The sequence below is a fragment of the Sorangium sp. So ce1036 genome, assembly GCF_051369805.1.
In the GTDB taxonomy this organism is placed as follows: Bacteria; Myxococcota_A; Polyangia; order Polyangiales; family Polyangiaceae; genus Sorangium; species Sorangium cellulosum_F.
On record NZ_JBBMOX010000001.1, the window covers coordinates 1,506,249 to 1,520,376 of the forward strand.

Annotated in this window: 7 protein-coding genes; 6 read left to right on the forward strand and 1 reads right to left on the reverse strand. The window is 71.5% G+C overall.

All coding sequences use genetic code 11. The annotated features are described in order from the left end of the window. Nucleotides 1-200: 200 nt before the first annotated feature. On the reverse strand, nucleotides 201-1,121 hold the full coding sequence (locus WMF31_RS05590; protein WP_436600934.1) for a hypothetical protein: 921 nt from the start codon (nucleotides 1,119-1,121) through the stop codon (nucleotides 201-203). A gap of 305 nt (nucleotides 1,122-1,426) precedes the next feature. Here WMF31_RS05590 and WMF31_RS05595 point away from each other — a divergent pair, with 305 nt between their 5' ends. From WMF31_RS05595 to WMF31_RS05620, 6 genes are all read left to right on the forward strand, one after another. Further along, nucleotides 1,427-5,323, forward strand: a complete 3,897-nt coding sequence (locus tag WMF31_RS05595) for an RHS repeat-associated core domain-containing protein (protein ID WP_436600935.1) — start codon at nucleotides 1,427-1,429, stop codon at nucleotides 5,321-5,323. 29 nt (nucleotides 5,324-5,352) lie between these two features. Beyond that, on the forward strand, nucleotides 5,353-7,923 hold the full coding sequence (locus tag WMF31_RS05600) for a hypothetical protein (protein WP_436600936.1): 2,571 nt from the start codon (nucleotides 5,353-5,355) through the stop codon (nucleotides 7,921-7,923). Between the two features lie 905 nt (nucleotides 7,924-8,828). After that, nucleotides 8,829-10,643 (forward strand): serine hydrolase domain-containing protein, encoded by a 1,815-nt coding sequence (locus WMF31_RS05605; RefSeq protein WP_436600937.1) that lies wholly within the window; start codon nucleotides 8,829-8,831, stop codon nucleotides 10,641-10,643. A gap of 117 nt (nucleotides 10,644-10,760) precedes the next feature. Continuing rightward, complete coding sequence (locus WMF31_RS05610; RefSeq protein ID WP_436600938.1) at nucleotides 10,761-11,321, forward strand: tyrosine-protein phosphatase; 561 nt, start codon at nucleotides 10,761-10,763, stop codon at nucleotides 11,319-11,321. A gap of 220 nt (nucleotides 11,322-11,541) precedes the next feature. Next, nucleotides 11,542-11,964 carry a hypothetical protein gene (locus tag WMF31_RS05615; protein ID WP_436600939.1) on the forward strand — a complete coding sequence of 141 codons (423 nt, stop codon included), beginning with the start codon at nucleotides 11,542-11,544 and terminating at the stop codon, nucleotides 11,962-11,964. 285 nt (nucleotides 11,965-12,249) lie between these two features. Continuing rightward, nucleotides 12,250-14,070, forward strand: a complete 1,821-nt coding sequence (locus WMF31_RS05620; RefSeq protein ID WP_436600940.1) for a sigma 54-interacting transcriptional regulator — start codon at nucleotides 12,250-12,252, stop codon at nucleotides 14,068-14,070. Nucleotides 14,071-14,128 lie beyond the last annotated feature (58 nt).

The following is a 14,128-nucleotide window of genomic DNA, read 5'->3' on the forward strand; positions in this document are numbered from 1 at the left end:
CGGCTTCGGCTTGTACCCCTCGCGCCGCGCGAGCTCCTCGGCGCTCAGCCCGCGGCGCTCCCCTCGCCTCACCCGCGCAGGGGTGCTCTCCGGCGCGACCTGTGGGACATCGATGCCAGGCGCCGGCGCGCCGGGCGCCACGAGGTCGGCGCGTGGCCGTGCCGCCCGGCTGCACGGCCGCTCCCCGAGGCCGTGCGCGCTCAGGAGCCGGCCGTCGCGAGCAGCTCCCTGGCGTCGCCGACGGAGGCAGCGCGTCGGATCCAGCGGTCCAGCTCGGCGAGGTCCGTGCTCGCGAGGACGCGCTCCCGGACCTCGGCCGGGACCTCCAGCCCGCGGGCCTCCAGGACGGCGAGCACGTCCTGCGCCTTGCCTTCGAGGAGCCCCGCCAGCCGCCCCTCCTCCCGGCCCTTCTCCATCCCCTTCTCCATGCCCTTCGCCACGTAGCTGCGCGCGAATTCGCTCTGAAACTCGTAACCGCTCTTCATGATCGCCTCCAACGTCCGCCTCGCCGCTGCGTTCAGCGAGGATAGCACCAGGTCCCCGTAGACGGCGCGGCGCTCCTCATCGAGCCCGGCGGCCGCCGCCAGGAACGCCACGCCGATCGCCTCGGCCGCCTCACCCCGGCCGTGCGCCATCGCCGAGAGCACGACCACCTCGGGCGCCGCGGTCGCCTGCGCGGCGTCGGTGACGACCGGGACGCCCTCGGGCCCCAGCACCAGCGGGGTCAGCGTCCAGCCGGGGTGGCCGGTGTCGATCGGCCGCGCACACCACCGCGCGATCTCGGCGTCGATCGTCACGACCAGCAACCGCGTCGGGCAGCGGTGGCGGGCGCGCGTCTGGGTGACGTACACGGGCCAGGAATACGGCTTTTCCGGGTCCACGCCGAGCTGGACCTCGACGACGATGGCCATCGCGGGCCGCTGCCGCTCGCCAACAAGCAGCACGACGATCACATCCGCGCGCCGGTCCGAGGGCTGGATCTCGGTGAGGTCGGAGGACACGACGCGCGCCTCCGTGAAGGCCGGTACCGGCTGGCCGAGCGCGTCCTGGAGCATCTCGGCGGCGAGCGTCGGCCGGTTCTTGAACAGCTCCACCAGGGCTTCATGGGTGACAGAGGGCATCGGGGGGTCTCTCGGGGGATTGCAGGCATGCTGAATCCTCAAGGGGCGCGCCAGCTCCTGCGTGAGGTCCGCAGGGGCCGGAGCAACCGCGTCCACCTCTTCAATTCCGGGCACCTCCCTCAAGGGGTCACGCCGAGTGACCTGCCCGCCGCGATGGTGCTGAACCCCTGTTGAGCCGGTCGCCGCCGACCCCGCCGCCGTCGCATCGCGCGACCAGGGCGACCAGCAACCCGCCCCGGGTTTTCCCACAGCCCCTCCTGCCGCAGCCGCTCCGCACGCGCGTTCCGCTGGCGTATCCTCGGCGCATGGCCCGTACCGCCCCGGTCCCGAACATCCCCGCCATCCCCGGCATGAACCCCGGCGTCTTCGTGATGGGCGGAGGAGGGGGAGGAGGCGGGAGCGGGGCGCGCGGCGGCAACGGGTCGAAGAACGGCCAGGGCTCCGACGGAAAGAACGGAGGCAGCGGCGCCGGCGGCGGCGGGAAGAGCGCCTGCGGTTCCCCCGGGAAGGACGGCGGCGGATGCCCCCAGCACCACGGCGGCAACAGCAGCGGCGCGGCGTCCCACGGAGATCCCATCGACGTGATCACCGGCCGCGTCTTCACCGCGCCCGTCGTGGACCTCGATCTTCCAGGCCCGCTACCGCTCGAGCTCGCGCGCTCGTATTCCTCGACCAGCCGGGAACGGGATATCGGCCTCGGCCACGGCTGGACGCACAGCTTCGCCTGGGAGGTGGAGCTGCGCCGCGGCGGCGGCGCGAAGGTCTGGACGGAAGACGGCCTTGACGTGTCCTTCGGCGTCGTCGAGCGGGACACGGGCGTGATCGGACCGCACGGATGGGTGCTCCACCGGCACGAGGAGGGGTTCGCGCTCGACCTGCCCGACGGTACGCGGCGAATCTTCGAGCCGGATCTCGGCGACCCGGCGCGCCGGCGCTTCCGCCTCGCGGCGATCGAGGATCGCGCCGGGAACCGGATCCAGCTCCACTACGAGGGGGCATCGCTCTCGCGCATCGTTGACTCCGTTGGCCGGACAGTTCGTGTCCTGACGACACGCGAGGGGCGGATCGCGGCGCACGAGATCGTGTGCGTCTCCGGAAGGGTCGTGCGCGCCGCGACCTACGAGCACGATCCAGCAGGGAATCTCGCCAAGGTCACCGACGCGGACGGTCACGCGACGGCGTACTCGTACGACGACGCCCATCGGCTCACGTCGTACCGCCTGCCGACAGGCCTGGTCTTCTTCTTTCGCTACGATCGAGAGGGGCGCGGCATCGAGACGTGGGGTGAGCATGAGAGCGGCGTCGATCCGTGCCTCGCGGACGACCTGCCCGAGCTCCTCGCGGACGGGCACACCAGGGCCAAGGGGATCCACCACGTCAAGATCGACTACGGCCCTGACGGCTACAGCGAGGTCGCCGACGCCGCGTGCGTGTTCCGGTACTTCGGCAACGCGCACGGCAAGGCCGACAAGGCGGTGGCGAACGGGCGCGTCTTCACCCGGACCTACGATGCGCGCGGGCACCTGACGTCGTACACGGACGCGATGGGCGCGACCACGCGCTGGGAGCGCGACCTGTTCGGCAACGAGACGCGCGTGATCGACGCGCTCGGCCAGGAGACGCGCATCGAGCGCCTGCCGAACGGAGACATCACCCGGGTCGTCGATCCGGACGGCGGCGAGACGGTCGTCGAGTACACGAAGGACTCGGTCCTCCTCAAGGATCCCACCGGCGCGCTGTTCGAGCTGCGCTACGACGCGCGCGGGCTGCCCCTGCAGACGATGGCCCCCAACGGGCGGGGCCGGCGTTATCGCCACGACGACCACGCCAACGCCGTCGAGGCTTCGGACGAGCGCGGCGTCGTGCTCTGGCAAGCGACATACGATGAGCTCGGGCGCTGCACATCGGTCCGCGACGAGAGCGGCGCGGTCACCTCCTACAGGTACAGCAACAAAGGGCTACTCGTGTCCATGGAAGAGCCGGGCGGGCAGATCTGGCGGTTCGCTCACGACGGCCTGGGCAATGTGATCGAGGAGATCGATCCCGGAGGACGGCGGACCGTCCTCGTTCGGGGCGGCACCGGCTCGCTCGCCGAGGCGCGGCTGCCCGACGGGAGCACGGTCCGGTTGCGTTATGACCGCAAGGAGCGGCTCGTTCGCATCGTCAACGCGCGGGGGGAGACGTACTCGTTCAAGCTCGGGCCGACCGGGCTGAAGCAGCACGAGCGCACCTTCGACGGCCGCGAGATCCGCTACGATCACGATCTCGCGGGACGCGTCGTGCGCGTGTCGTTCGCGAGCGGCCACGCGGTCTTTCTCGAGCGCGACCTCCTCGGGCGCATCGTGAAGCGGACGCGCGCCGACGGGACCGAGGAGACGTTCGAGCACGACTTCAGGGGCGACGTGCTGGCCGCCGAGACCGCGTGCGGGAGGGTGGAGCTCGTGCGCAACGCCGCGGGCGCGATCGTCAAGGAGCGGCAGATCGTCGACGGCGAGGTGTTCGAGGTCCAGGTCGAGCACGACGCCATCGGCCTTCCCGTGCGCCTCCGGACGTCGCTCGGTCACACCGCGGAATGGCGCCGGAATTATGCGGGTCGCACCTTCATGCTGCGGCTCGACGAGGCCGAGGAGATGGCGGTGCGGCTCGATCTTGCCGGGCGCGAGATCGAGCGCGCGCTCTCACGCGGCGGGCGCGTGCTGCTGCGCTACGATCTCGCGGGCAGGCTGGCCGAGAGGCAGGTCACGTCGCCGGCGCTGGAGCGGCGGGGGCGCCCGGGGGAGCCCGCGTGGACGGGCGCGCTTGAGCCTGCGACGACGATCCATCAGCGGATGGAGTACAGCGCGTCCTCCGAGCTCGCGGCCCTGTGGGACGCGCGCTATGGGTGGACCCGCTACCAGCACGACGCGCTCGGACAGCTCGTCGCGGTGGTGCCGGAGGGCGCGCGCGGCGAGCTCTTCGCCTACGATCCGGCGGGCAACGTGCACGACGCCGCCGGGACGGGCGCGAGCCGGGACTACGGCGGCGGCGATCTGCTCGCGCGCGCGGGCGCGACAGCGCTCGTCTGGGACGAGCGCAGCAGGCTCACCGAGCGGCGCGCGCGGACCGATGCGGGCGAGCGCGTCACGTCGTACAGGTGGGCAGAGGCGGGCACGCTGTCCGAGGTCGTCTTGCCGGACGGGAGCGTGATCGCGTTCGCGTACGACGCGTTCGCGCGGCGGCTGAAGAAGGAGGTCTATCAGAGAGGGGCCGACGGAAGCCGGCAGCTCCTCCGGCGCACACGGTTCTACTGGCACGGGAGCACCCTGCTGCACGAGGTCACCCACGCTGACGAGGTGAGGTTCGAGCGGCGGTATTGCTTCGATGAAGACGGCGAGCCGCTTGGGCACCGGGAGATCGTCCGGCGCGGCGGCGAGACCCGCGAGGGCCCGTGGGTCTACTATGTCAACGACCTGGCCGGATTCCCGGAGCGGCTCCTCGGCGGCGACGGCCAGATCCTCGCCGAGATCACGAGGACGGCGTGGGGCGAAGCCGCGATGCGCGAGGGCGCGCGGGCGGCGACGCCGCTCAGGTTCCTGGGGCACTACGCCGACGCGGAGACGGGGCTCCACTACAACCGCTACCGCTACTACGACCCGGCGCTCGGCCGGTACATCTCGCCGGATCCGGTGGAGCCGCTCGGCGGGCTCAACCCGTTCGCTTACGCCAGGAACGATCCGTTCGGCTACGGGGACCCGTGGGGGCTCGTCTATACGCGCATCGTCGACAACAGCACGCGGCCGGCGACGGTGCTGTACGAAGGATACAACATCGACGAAGCGAGAAACAAGAGGCCAGAAGCGGGCGGGCAGATCCCGCACGACTACCACAAGAACTCTTGCGCCGAGACCCAGGCGCTCCAGCGCATGAAGAACGACATCGTCGCCGAGGTCGAAAGTGAGCAGAACGCCGCCAAGAAGAGGGGGACCAGGAGGCAGCCGTTCGTTCCGATGACCAGCGAGCAAAAGGAAGCGGAAGTGAACCGCCGGCTCAAGGCCAAATTCGACGACCCCAACATCTCGATCGAGACATTTCAGAGTAAAGGCGGCAACCGCGTCAACCCTTGCGACCTTTGTCAGCAGATGTTCGCGGATCTCGAAATCAGCCACGCGGTGGTCGGCGAGGGAGGAAAGCGCGGCAAGTTCGGGAAGTACCGGCGAAGATGACAGATCATCCCCGTGTTGAGGAGAGCTCGATGGAGCGACGTTTCTTTGGTGAAGGCCAGTCCCGGGCGTTCGAAGCGCTGAGATCCTGGCACGAAGCGGGGCGCCCGTCGGCGTGCGTCGTCCATGGTCCCGCCGGCGCAGGGAAGAGCACGGTCGTTGAACGCTTCTTTCGCTCGATCACGGGTGCTGGCACCCTGAAGCTCCTCGTCCACGCCGGGCGCGTGTTCGGCGCGGCCTTCGAAGAAGAGGTGCTCGCGCGGCTCTCAGCCGGCCCATGGCCCGAAGGTACGGGATTTGACGAGTTTCATTTCGGCGTCCGCGCCAGCCTCGTGAACCGCATCACGAACTGGGACGGCGAGGACGACCAGCCGCAGCTCTTGATCGGCTTGATCGCGCCTGACGACTGTGTGGACTGGCCGGACGACCCTCGCCGTTCGGTGCTGGACGAGCCAGGCCCCGCCGCGCGTGTGCTGGTGGCGGTCTCCGGCACGCGCGACGTCGCCGAGCGGTGGGCGGAGCGGCTGGGTCTCCGCGCCGCGCAGGTGACGTATGTTTCGGTCGACGGATTCCGCCTGGAGGAGGTCGATCCATCCCTCCGCGGCCCTCTCGCCTGGGCGGCGGTCGACGGTCCTGGTCCACGCGCCTACGTGGACGCGATCGCGAGGACGCTCCGCGATCGCGGCGCGGCCCCGCTGGAAGCGCTCGTGACGACGCTCGCGTGCGCCTTCGCGCCGCTCGACGCGGCCGAGCTGGCGCCGCTCCTCGGCGCGCAGGTCGCCGAGGCGACCGGTTGGCTCGACGCGCACCGCGAGGCCGTCGAGCCGATCCTGGAGTGGCATGAAGACGGTCACCAGGCTCGCTTTCGTCATGAGACCCTGCGCGCCGCCTGGGTGGCCGCGCACCCGGAGCACGTCGCGCTCGCTGAGCAGCGGTTCGCCGAGGCTGCCCGATCGCTCGTTCGCACCTGGGAGAGCGTCGACACGGGCGAGCGGGGCGGGGGCACCTACCTCCGCCGGTACGCCGGCGATCACCTCGTCTCCTCCGGCGCACCGCGCGCCGATCTCCTTCCGCTCTGCGCACCGCGGTGGGCATGGCCGCGCTCGCGCGAGGATCTCGCTGCGCGCCGCGCCGAGCTGGGACGCGTGCGACGCGCGGTGTCGGCGCCGCTTTTCGCCTCCGACGCCGTGGAGACCCCGCCCGACACGATGTCGAGCTTCGTGCGGGTCGCGCTCGCGCAGGGCGCGCTCGCGACGCTGCACCGCGCGTGGCCTCCTGGAGCCGACCGGGCCGACGAGGGGGCGTGGAACGACACGGAGCGGGCGCTCGTCGTCTCGCTCTTCGCGCTCGCGGCGCGCGCCTCTCCCTCGCGGCGCGGCGACATCGAGGCGCGGGCGCTCGACGTCGTGAGGCGGACCGGCGCGGCATGGCGCGGTGATGGCTGGGAAGATGCGCTCGCATTGCTCAGCGCGGCGCGCGCTGGATCGGGCGACGAGGCGTCGACGTTCGCGCGGTGGGCGGTCTCGGCCACGTGGCGCGCGGAAGGAGGTCCCGACAGCACCTCGAGCGCGTGGCTCACGGCCGCCGACTTCCTGCCGCGCTCCGAGGCGGAAGCGCTCGTCCAGCAAGCCGTCGAGCGCGCGCTGTCGAGCGCGAGGCCGGGGCAGGCGCTCGCGCGGCTCGCCACGGTGGAGGGGATGGGGCGGCACCAGGCGCTCGCCCTCTTCCGCGCGGCGGTGGCTCTTCCTCCGGCGTCCCGAGCGAACGCGCTGGCGCCCCTCTTGCCCGTGCTGCCCGAGGAGGAGCGGGCCCGCGCTGTCTCGATGTCCCTGGATGCGTTCTTTGCCGACCACGAGGAGGGCGCCGAGAGGCACGACACCGACGCGTGCGCCGCGGCCCTCCTTCCCTTCCTCGGGCTGGCGGAGCTCTCCAGGCTGCTGGACGAGGCCCTCCCGCCCGTCTCCACGCTGGCCGTGCGGTTCGCCGAGCTCGGCGCTCCGGAACGCGCGCTCGGCATCGTCCGAGAGCGCTGTGGCAGCGGGATCTTCGCCGCTCGTCCCTTGCTCTGCGCCGCAGCGACCGAGGGAGGCCGCTCCCTCGTGCAAGCGGCGCGCGACGCGGTGGCCTCGCTGGATCCCCCGTGGGTCGCCGCGGGGCTCGTGTGCGATCACGCGGCCGAGGCGATCCAGGTGCTCGGGCTCGAGGCGGCGGTGGCGATCGCCGAGAGCGGCGGCGGAGGTGGCTCGGAGGCCGCGCGCATCATGGCCCTCGCGGCGCTCTGTCTCGCCGCCCCCGAGCCGTCGCGCCCCGCGCTGGCCGCGCGCGCCGTCGCTGCCTACCACGACGACCGGGGTACCGAGGGTCTGGAGAGCGTGGTGCGCTGCGCTCCCTGGATGTCGCTCGCGACGGCGGCAAGGCTGTTCGTCGTGAGCCTCGGGGACGCGGCGGAGGACGTCACGCTCGTCTCGACCCTGAGCCGCTGGGGCGGCGTGGAGCAGCTCGCGCCCCTCATCGCGCGCATCGGCGGAGATGACGCGCTCGCCGCCGTCGCCGGCGTCCTCTCCGAGGCGCTCCGGTGGAAATCGCGGATGAAGGCCGATTAGCATTCCTGCGAGAAGTTGCCCCGGATCAGCAGAAGAACCGCCATGGCGCCAACGACGCCAAGAAGAGAGGGGGAGGGTTGTCCATCCATTTCCCCCTTCTACTTCCCTGGTTTCTTGGCGCCTTCGGCGTCATGGCGGTTCGCCCCTCGGCCCGACTTCCCGCAGTAGCGTTGGAAGGCGTTCTTTGCGCCAGCTCCCGGCGGCTGGCCGTGCGGTGAAGGCGGTATCCTTCTAGACGGCGCGGCGCTCCTCATCGAGCCCGGCGGCCGCCGCCGGGAACGCCACGCCGATCGCCTCGGCCGCCTCCCCCTGGCCCTGCCTTCGAGCAGGCGGCCGCAAGCGAGCTCTCCAACCTCGCCCTGGTCACGATCTCCTGAGCTCCTCAGGCCGAGCTGCCGGACCGAGGAGCCGACGACTCTCCGGAGGTACAGCGGGTCAGAACCCGTCCATCGCCATGCGCAGATCTGCGCGCAGCCCGCCGAGCAGCTCACGACGGCGTCGGCTCCGGGTCGCATCCAGGAGGTGATCGCACCCACGTCGCCATGCGCCGAGCCAAGCACGGCGGCAGGCCCGCGTCTGCAGCGACGTCGCGACCGGCGTGCCGGTGAGCACGCGTCCCGCGTCCGATCGGTGAACGCCGCGGCCAGCGCAGGCGCGCCGCGACGGCCAGCTCGTGGGGCGCTGCGCCGAGCTGCTGCGCGGGCGCTGTCGCGGCGGTGTACCAGCGTGACAGCGCGCTGTCATGGCCGCGTGACACCGCGCCCCGGATCGCCGCGATCTCCGGCCTCTCCCGGCCTGGTCTGCCGGTTGCTCTGACGTCGACCGGCGCGCGGCCGCGCCGCCGCGCGCCGGCAGGCGCCCCCCCCCGCGGCGCGACCTCATTCACCCGCCACAAGGAAGCAGCCATGAACCTCAATCGATGCATCATCACGTGTCTCGGCGTCATTCCCTCGCTCGCCGGCTGCGTGGCGCCGGAAGACGGCGACGGGAACGACAGCGGGGCTGCGCAGGCGGCGTCCGCCGAGAGCGTCAGCGAGGCGACCGAGCACCTCGATTACGTCGCGCCCTCCCCGCCGCCCCTCCTGAATGCCACGCACGACGACATCTCGTGGAAGCTCGCCGAGTACGCCGGCTATCCGCGCGCGGGCAAGGTCACGCCCGGCATGATCGCCGCCGTGGTGAAGGGCAAGCACATCGTCGCGATCGGCGCGTCCGGCTACGCCAAGCTCCCCGAGAGGACCCCGATGACCACGGACATGATCTTCAACATCGGCTCGAACACCAAGAGCATGACCGCGACCCTGCTCTCGATCCTCATCGAGGAGCACCCGTCGCTCGACTGGGACACCACGCTCGCCGAGGCGCTGCCGTGGGCCACCGCGCCGGGTAAGGAGTACATCAGGCCCGCCGCGCGCAAGAACGTCACGCTGCGGCAGCTCGTCGCGCACCGCTCGGGCATCGCCTGCGCGGACGGCAACAAGCTCTATAGCCACCCCGACTACGGCCCCGGCTGGAAGAGCCAGACCCGGCAGGAGGTGCTGAAGGAGTTCCTGCGGGGGCCCGTCATCGGGGTCGGCGGCAACGCCACGGGCTTTTTGGCCGATTGCAGCGCGCCCATCGGGGTCTACGACTACGAGAACGGGAACTTCACCATCGCGCAGGCGGTGATCGATCACTGGTCCGGCATGGCGTTCGTCGACTACGCGAAGCAGAAGCTCGTCACCCCGAACGGGATGGACGCGACCTACCTGCCCTCGCAGGCGTTCTTCCTCGCGCAGAGCGGCTCGATCACCGGGACCGCGGCCCAGAAGGCGTACTGGAACCCCTACTTCTTCAAGCCCGCGCACCCCTACCTCGCCGCCGGCGATTTCGTCTGGGGCCATAACGCGGCGGGCGCGCCGCGCTCGGTGCTCCACCCCGACGTCGATCCCTGGGCCATGTCGCCCGGCTCGGGCGGGTTCGCGTTCAACATCCTCGACTGGGCCCGCTACGCCATCCTGCACCTGCGCGACAGCTCGCCGGCCATCACGAACACCCACGCGCTCGACTATGCGTCGTACAACTACGGCTGGGGCTCCGGGCCCCGCGTGACGGCGGGCGGTATCACGTATACCGGCATGTGCCACTCGGGCTCGCTCACGGGCATGCGGTCGACGATCTGCGTGTACCCCGAGATAGATATCGCCTATCTCTCGTTCGCGAACGGCGGGCCGGACCCCAAGGGGGCGATCGACAGCGTGATCGGCTGGATGGCGAGCCAGCCCGCATACCGGCGGACCACGGGCGGGTGCAAGGACGACCCCGCGCTCGTGACGGGGGTGCAGCGCTTCTGGGACGACGAGATGTTCGGCTGCGCCGGCAGCGTGACCTTCTCGGACCGCGCCGACCTGTGCGCGGCCGGCTACCACGTGTGCAGCGCCGAGGAGTTCGTCGAAAAGAACACCTACGGCGCGACGAACGCCGAGGCGCCGAAGCACCACTACTGGACCGACGATCACCTCGGCTACACCGGCACGGGCTCGGGGAGCTGCAGCGCCGTGGCCGCCGGCACGAGCTGCGGCGCCGACACGCCGATGCGGGTGTGCTCGCCCGACACGATCGATCCCGAGGGGAACCGCTGCAACTGGGTGCGGTGCGGCTACGACGGCGGCACGACGAGCCGGCACTTCGGCGGCTGCGTCGGCAACACGACGGCCGGCACGCTCTGCTGCAAGGACTGAGATCGCCCGCCGGCCCACCCGGCTGCGCGGGTGACGAGCCAGGGGCGCCCGGGGTACACTGCGCCCGATGGAGCTCGCCAAGGGCGACGAGCCTGCCGGCCGAACAGAGGGCGGCGCATGAACGCGACGTTCCGGCCGGCCAACCATCGAGATGTGGGCGAGGCCCTCGGCCTCTGGTTCGACGTATCGCCGATCCCTCCTGGCCGACTGCTCCGCGGCGGGCGGTTCGACCTCATGACGACGGCCAGCGATCTCGGCTCACCCGGTACGATACTGAACCTCCGGCGCGGCCCCGATCCCGGTCACCTCGCGGACGTCGAGTATGTGCATGTCCCCGCGGACGATGGGGTCGAGAACTACGACACGCGGCAGCGCCGGGTGAGGAGCTGGCTCGGCGAGGCCCTCTCCGTGCTCACGAGCCCCGAGCTCGCCTGGCCGGTCTACGTGCACTGCACGTCAGGAAGAGACCGGACCGGGGTCGTCATCGCGGCGGCGCTCCTCGCGATCGGCGTGCCACGGCGGGTCGTCGCCGAGGAGTACATGCTCAGCGACGGCGCCGACCCCGTCGCCATCGAGCGGGCCATCGACGGCATCCTGGCGTGGCTGCCGTCCGCCGAGCTCGATGGGGCGAGGCTGCGGGCAGCGCTCGGCCCGGGCGGAGGGGGCCCTGTGGGCTAGCTCGGCGCTGCGGCGCACGAGCGCTGCCCGTGTTCTCGACGCGCCCCCGTTCGACCGCGGCGACGTGATACGGTGCAAGGTCGCGGAGGCGGCGCTCGTCGGTGAGCGCCAGGACGTCGGGGCGCTCATGAACGGTTCTTTGGCGATCGTAAAGGTGGCGACGCTGATCCTGTCGCTCGCCGCCTGCGCACAGGGACAGCCAACCCGCATGAACATGACGATGCCTTCCTCGGAGCGGCAAATCCTCAGCAAGGGCAACCTGGACCGGGTGAAGCGCTACATCCTCGAGTCGGGCGAGCGATGTACTTACTCCAATAGGTACAACAACAACCCGTGCCTCAGGCTCCCCCAGCTCAGCCTTTACCTGAATCCCGATCCGGGACCCGATGGCCACCCGCAGTGGAACATCGACTGTGACATCACGCGCGGCGACTTCAACACCCTCGTGGTCCACGAGGAGGGCGGCGACTCCGCCTATCATACCGTCGACTTTCGAGGCGCGGACGCGATCGTCCTCGAGGGCCGGGAGCGCGCCGCGGAGAGCGAGATCCTGAGGTCGAAGCTCGTGCTGGAGAGAGCGGTCCTCGCCGTCCTCCAGAGGGTGGACGCCGGGGCGAGCAGCCCAGAGGAAGCCAAGAAGTAGGGATCCATGTCATCCGCAGCAGGCTGTCGTCAGCGTGCAGCGCGCATTGGCGGACCTGGGCGTGACGCTCTCGCCGTCGCGCCGGCCCGAGCAGGGGCGCGGCTGCGCGGGGCGATGCCAGGCGATTCATCCATGCGGCCAGACGGGCATGGGCGCGCCCGGCGGCGACATCGCCATGGGCGGGGTGGGCTATGCCCGAGATCTGGCGTTCAAGGACATCGCGGCACGGATCGCGGCCGATAGCGAAGCTCGCCGCGAGCGCTGTGATAGCTTTGTCGGGAGACGATGCGCTATGCGATCGAGACGCAACCGATGCCGTCGGCGCCCGCGCCGCCAGCCGAGGCGAAGGAGGGGCGGCGGCTCGCGGTCGTGGTCCAGGCACGGTACAGCACGGAGGTCGCGCTGCTCGCGTCGGACACGCCGCTCGTCGTGGGGCGGGCGGCGCCGGCCGATCTGCAGGTGGACGACCCCACGCTCTCCCGGCGCCACGCCCGGTTCGCGCTCGAGGGCGATCGGCTCACCGTGGAGGACCTGAGCTCGCGCAATGGAACGTGGATCGCCGGACGGCGCGTCGACAGGAGCCGGATCGAGATCGGCGACGAGGTGATGCTGGGCAGCGCCCTCGCGTGCGTTCACGTGCTGGCGCCCACGGGCGAGTCGCTCGGGATTGACGGCGAAGAGAGGTTCCGGCGGCGTGTGGACGAGGAGGCGGCGCGGGCGCGCGAGTTCCGGCGGCCCTTCGCGCTGCTCGTGGTGCGCGCGGCGAGGGGGGGAGGCCGGACAGCGCACGTTCAGGACTGGCTCGCCGAGGTGCGGGAGGCGATCCGGCCCTTCGATCGGATCGCGACCTACGGGCCCGAGGCGGCGCAGGTGCTGCTGCCCGAGCTGGGGACGGAGGAGGCGACGCGCGTGGCGCAGCGGATCGCCGCATTGCGGGGGAAAGGACGGGGGCCGCTCCTGGTCGGCGTGGCGGCCTACCCGGACGCGGGGAGCACGGTGGAGTCGCTGATCAGCCTGTCCCGCGACGCGGCGAGCCGCGCGGGGCCCGAGCGGCCCGTGGAGGTGGAGGGAACCCGGGCGTTCGCCGACGGGCAGGTGCTCGAGGAAGAGGCGCTCGTCGCCGGTCGGGCGATGCGCGACGTGCTGGCGCTGGTGGAGCGGGTGGCCGGGGCGCGGGTGCCGGTCATCCTGCACGGCGAGACGGGGACGGGGAAGGAGGTCCTCGCGCGGGCGCTGCACGAGCGCGGGCCGCGGCGGGGCAAGCGCATGGTGCGCGTCAACTGCGGGGCGATCCCGAGAGAGCTGGTCGAGAGCACGCTGTTCGGGCACGAGCGCGGGGCGTTCACGGGGGCGGCGACGCAGCAGAAGGGGGTGTTCGAGGAGGCCGATGGAGGTACGGTGTTCCTCGACGAGATCGGGGAGCTGTCGCTGCCGGCGCAGGCCGCGCTGCTGCGGGTGCTCGAGACGCAGACCCTGTGCCGGGTGGGCTCGCTCCGGGAGATCACGGTGGATGTGCGCGTCGTCTCGGCGACCCATCGGGATCTGGAGGCGATGGTGAGCGCGGGGGCGTTCCGGTCCGATCTGTTCTACCGGTTGAGCACGGTCGTGCTCAAGATCCCGCCGCTCCGGGAGCGCACGGACGAGATCGAGCCGCTCTCGCGGAGGTTCCTCGCGCGGGCCAACGAGGCCAACGCGCGGGAGGTCAAGGGGCTGACGCCCGCGGTCCTCGAGCGGTTCAGGGCGTATGCGTGGCCGGGCAACGTGCGCGAGCTGCGGAACGTGATCGAGCGGGCGGTGGTGATGGCGCGGGGGGCGCTGATCGATGAGGAGGATCTGCCGGCCTGGGTGCGCGGCGTGGAGGAGGAGGCGCCGGCCGTGGTCGTCGCCGAGAGGCCAGCGCCGGCAAGACAGGGCGACACCCCCGTGGAAGGAGACAATCCGGCCGGGATCCGCCGGAAGGTGGACGAGTACGAGGCGAGGATCCTGCAGGAGGCGCTCGACGCGGCGGGCTGGAGCCGGCGCGCGGCGGCCGAGCTGCTGGGGATGCCGGTGCGGACGCTATCGTACCGGATGAAGCGCCTCGGGCTCAGGCGGCCGAAGCGATAGGGGCTCGGGGGCTTGGCCCAGAGGGGCCCCGACGCCCGGACGACCGTCGTTCAGCGCT

Bases quoted from the DNA above. Each gene is read 5' to 3' on its own strand.
- WMF31_RS05590 (WP_436600934.1), bottom strand. From the start codon at position 1,121: ATGCCCTCTGTCACCCATGAAGCCCTGGTGGAGCTGTTCAAGAACCGG.
- WMF31_RS05595 (WP_436600935.1), top strand. From the start codon at position 1,427: ATGGCCCGTACCGCCCCGGTCCCGAACATCCCCGCCATCCCCGGCATG.
- WMF31_RS05600 (WP_436600936.1), top strand. From the start codon at position 5,353: ATGGAGCGACGTTTCTTTGGTGAAGGCCAGTCCCGGGCGTTCGAAGCG.
- WMF31_RS05605 (WP_436600937.1), top strand. From the start codon at position 8,829: ATGAACCTCAATCGATGCATCATCACGTGTCTCGGCGTCATTCCCTCG.
- WMF31_RS05610 (WP_436600938.1), top strand. From the start codon at position 10,761: ATGAACGCGACGTTCCGGCCGGCCAACCATCGAGATGTGGGCGAGGCC.
- WMF31_RS05615 (WP_436600939.1), top strand. From the start codon at position 11,542: ATGCCTTCCTCGGAGCGGCAAATCCTCAGCAAGGGCAACCTGGACCGG.
- WMF31_RS05620 (WP_436600940.1), top strand. From the start codon at position 12,250: ATGCGCTATGCGATCGAGACGCAACCGATGCCGTCGGCGCCCGCGCCG.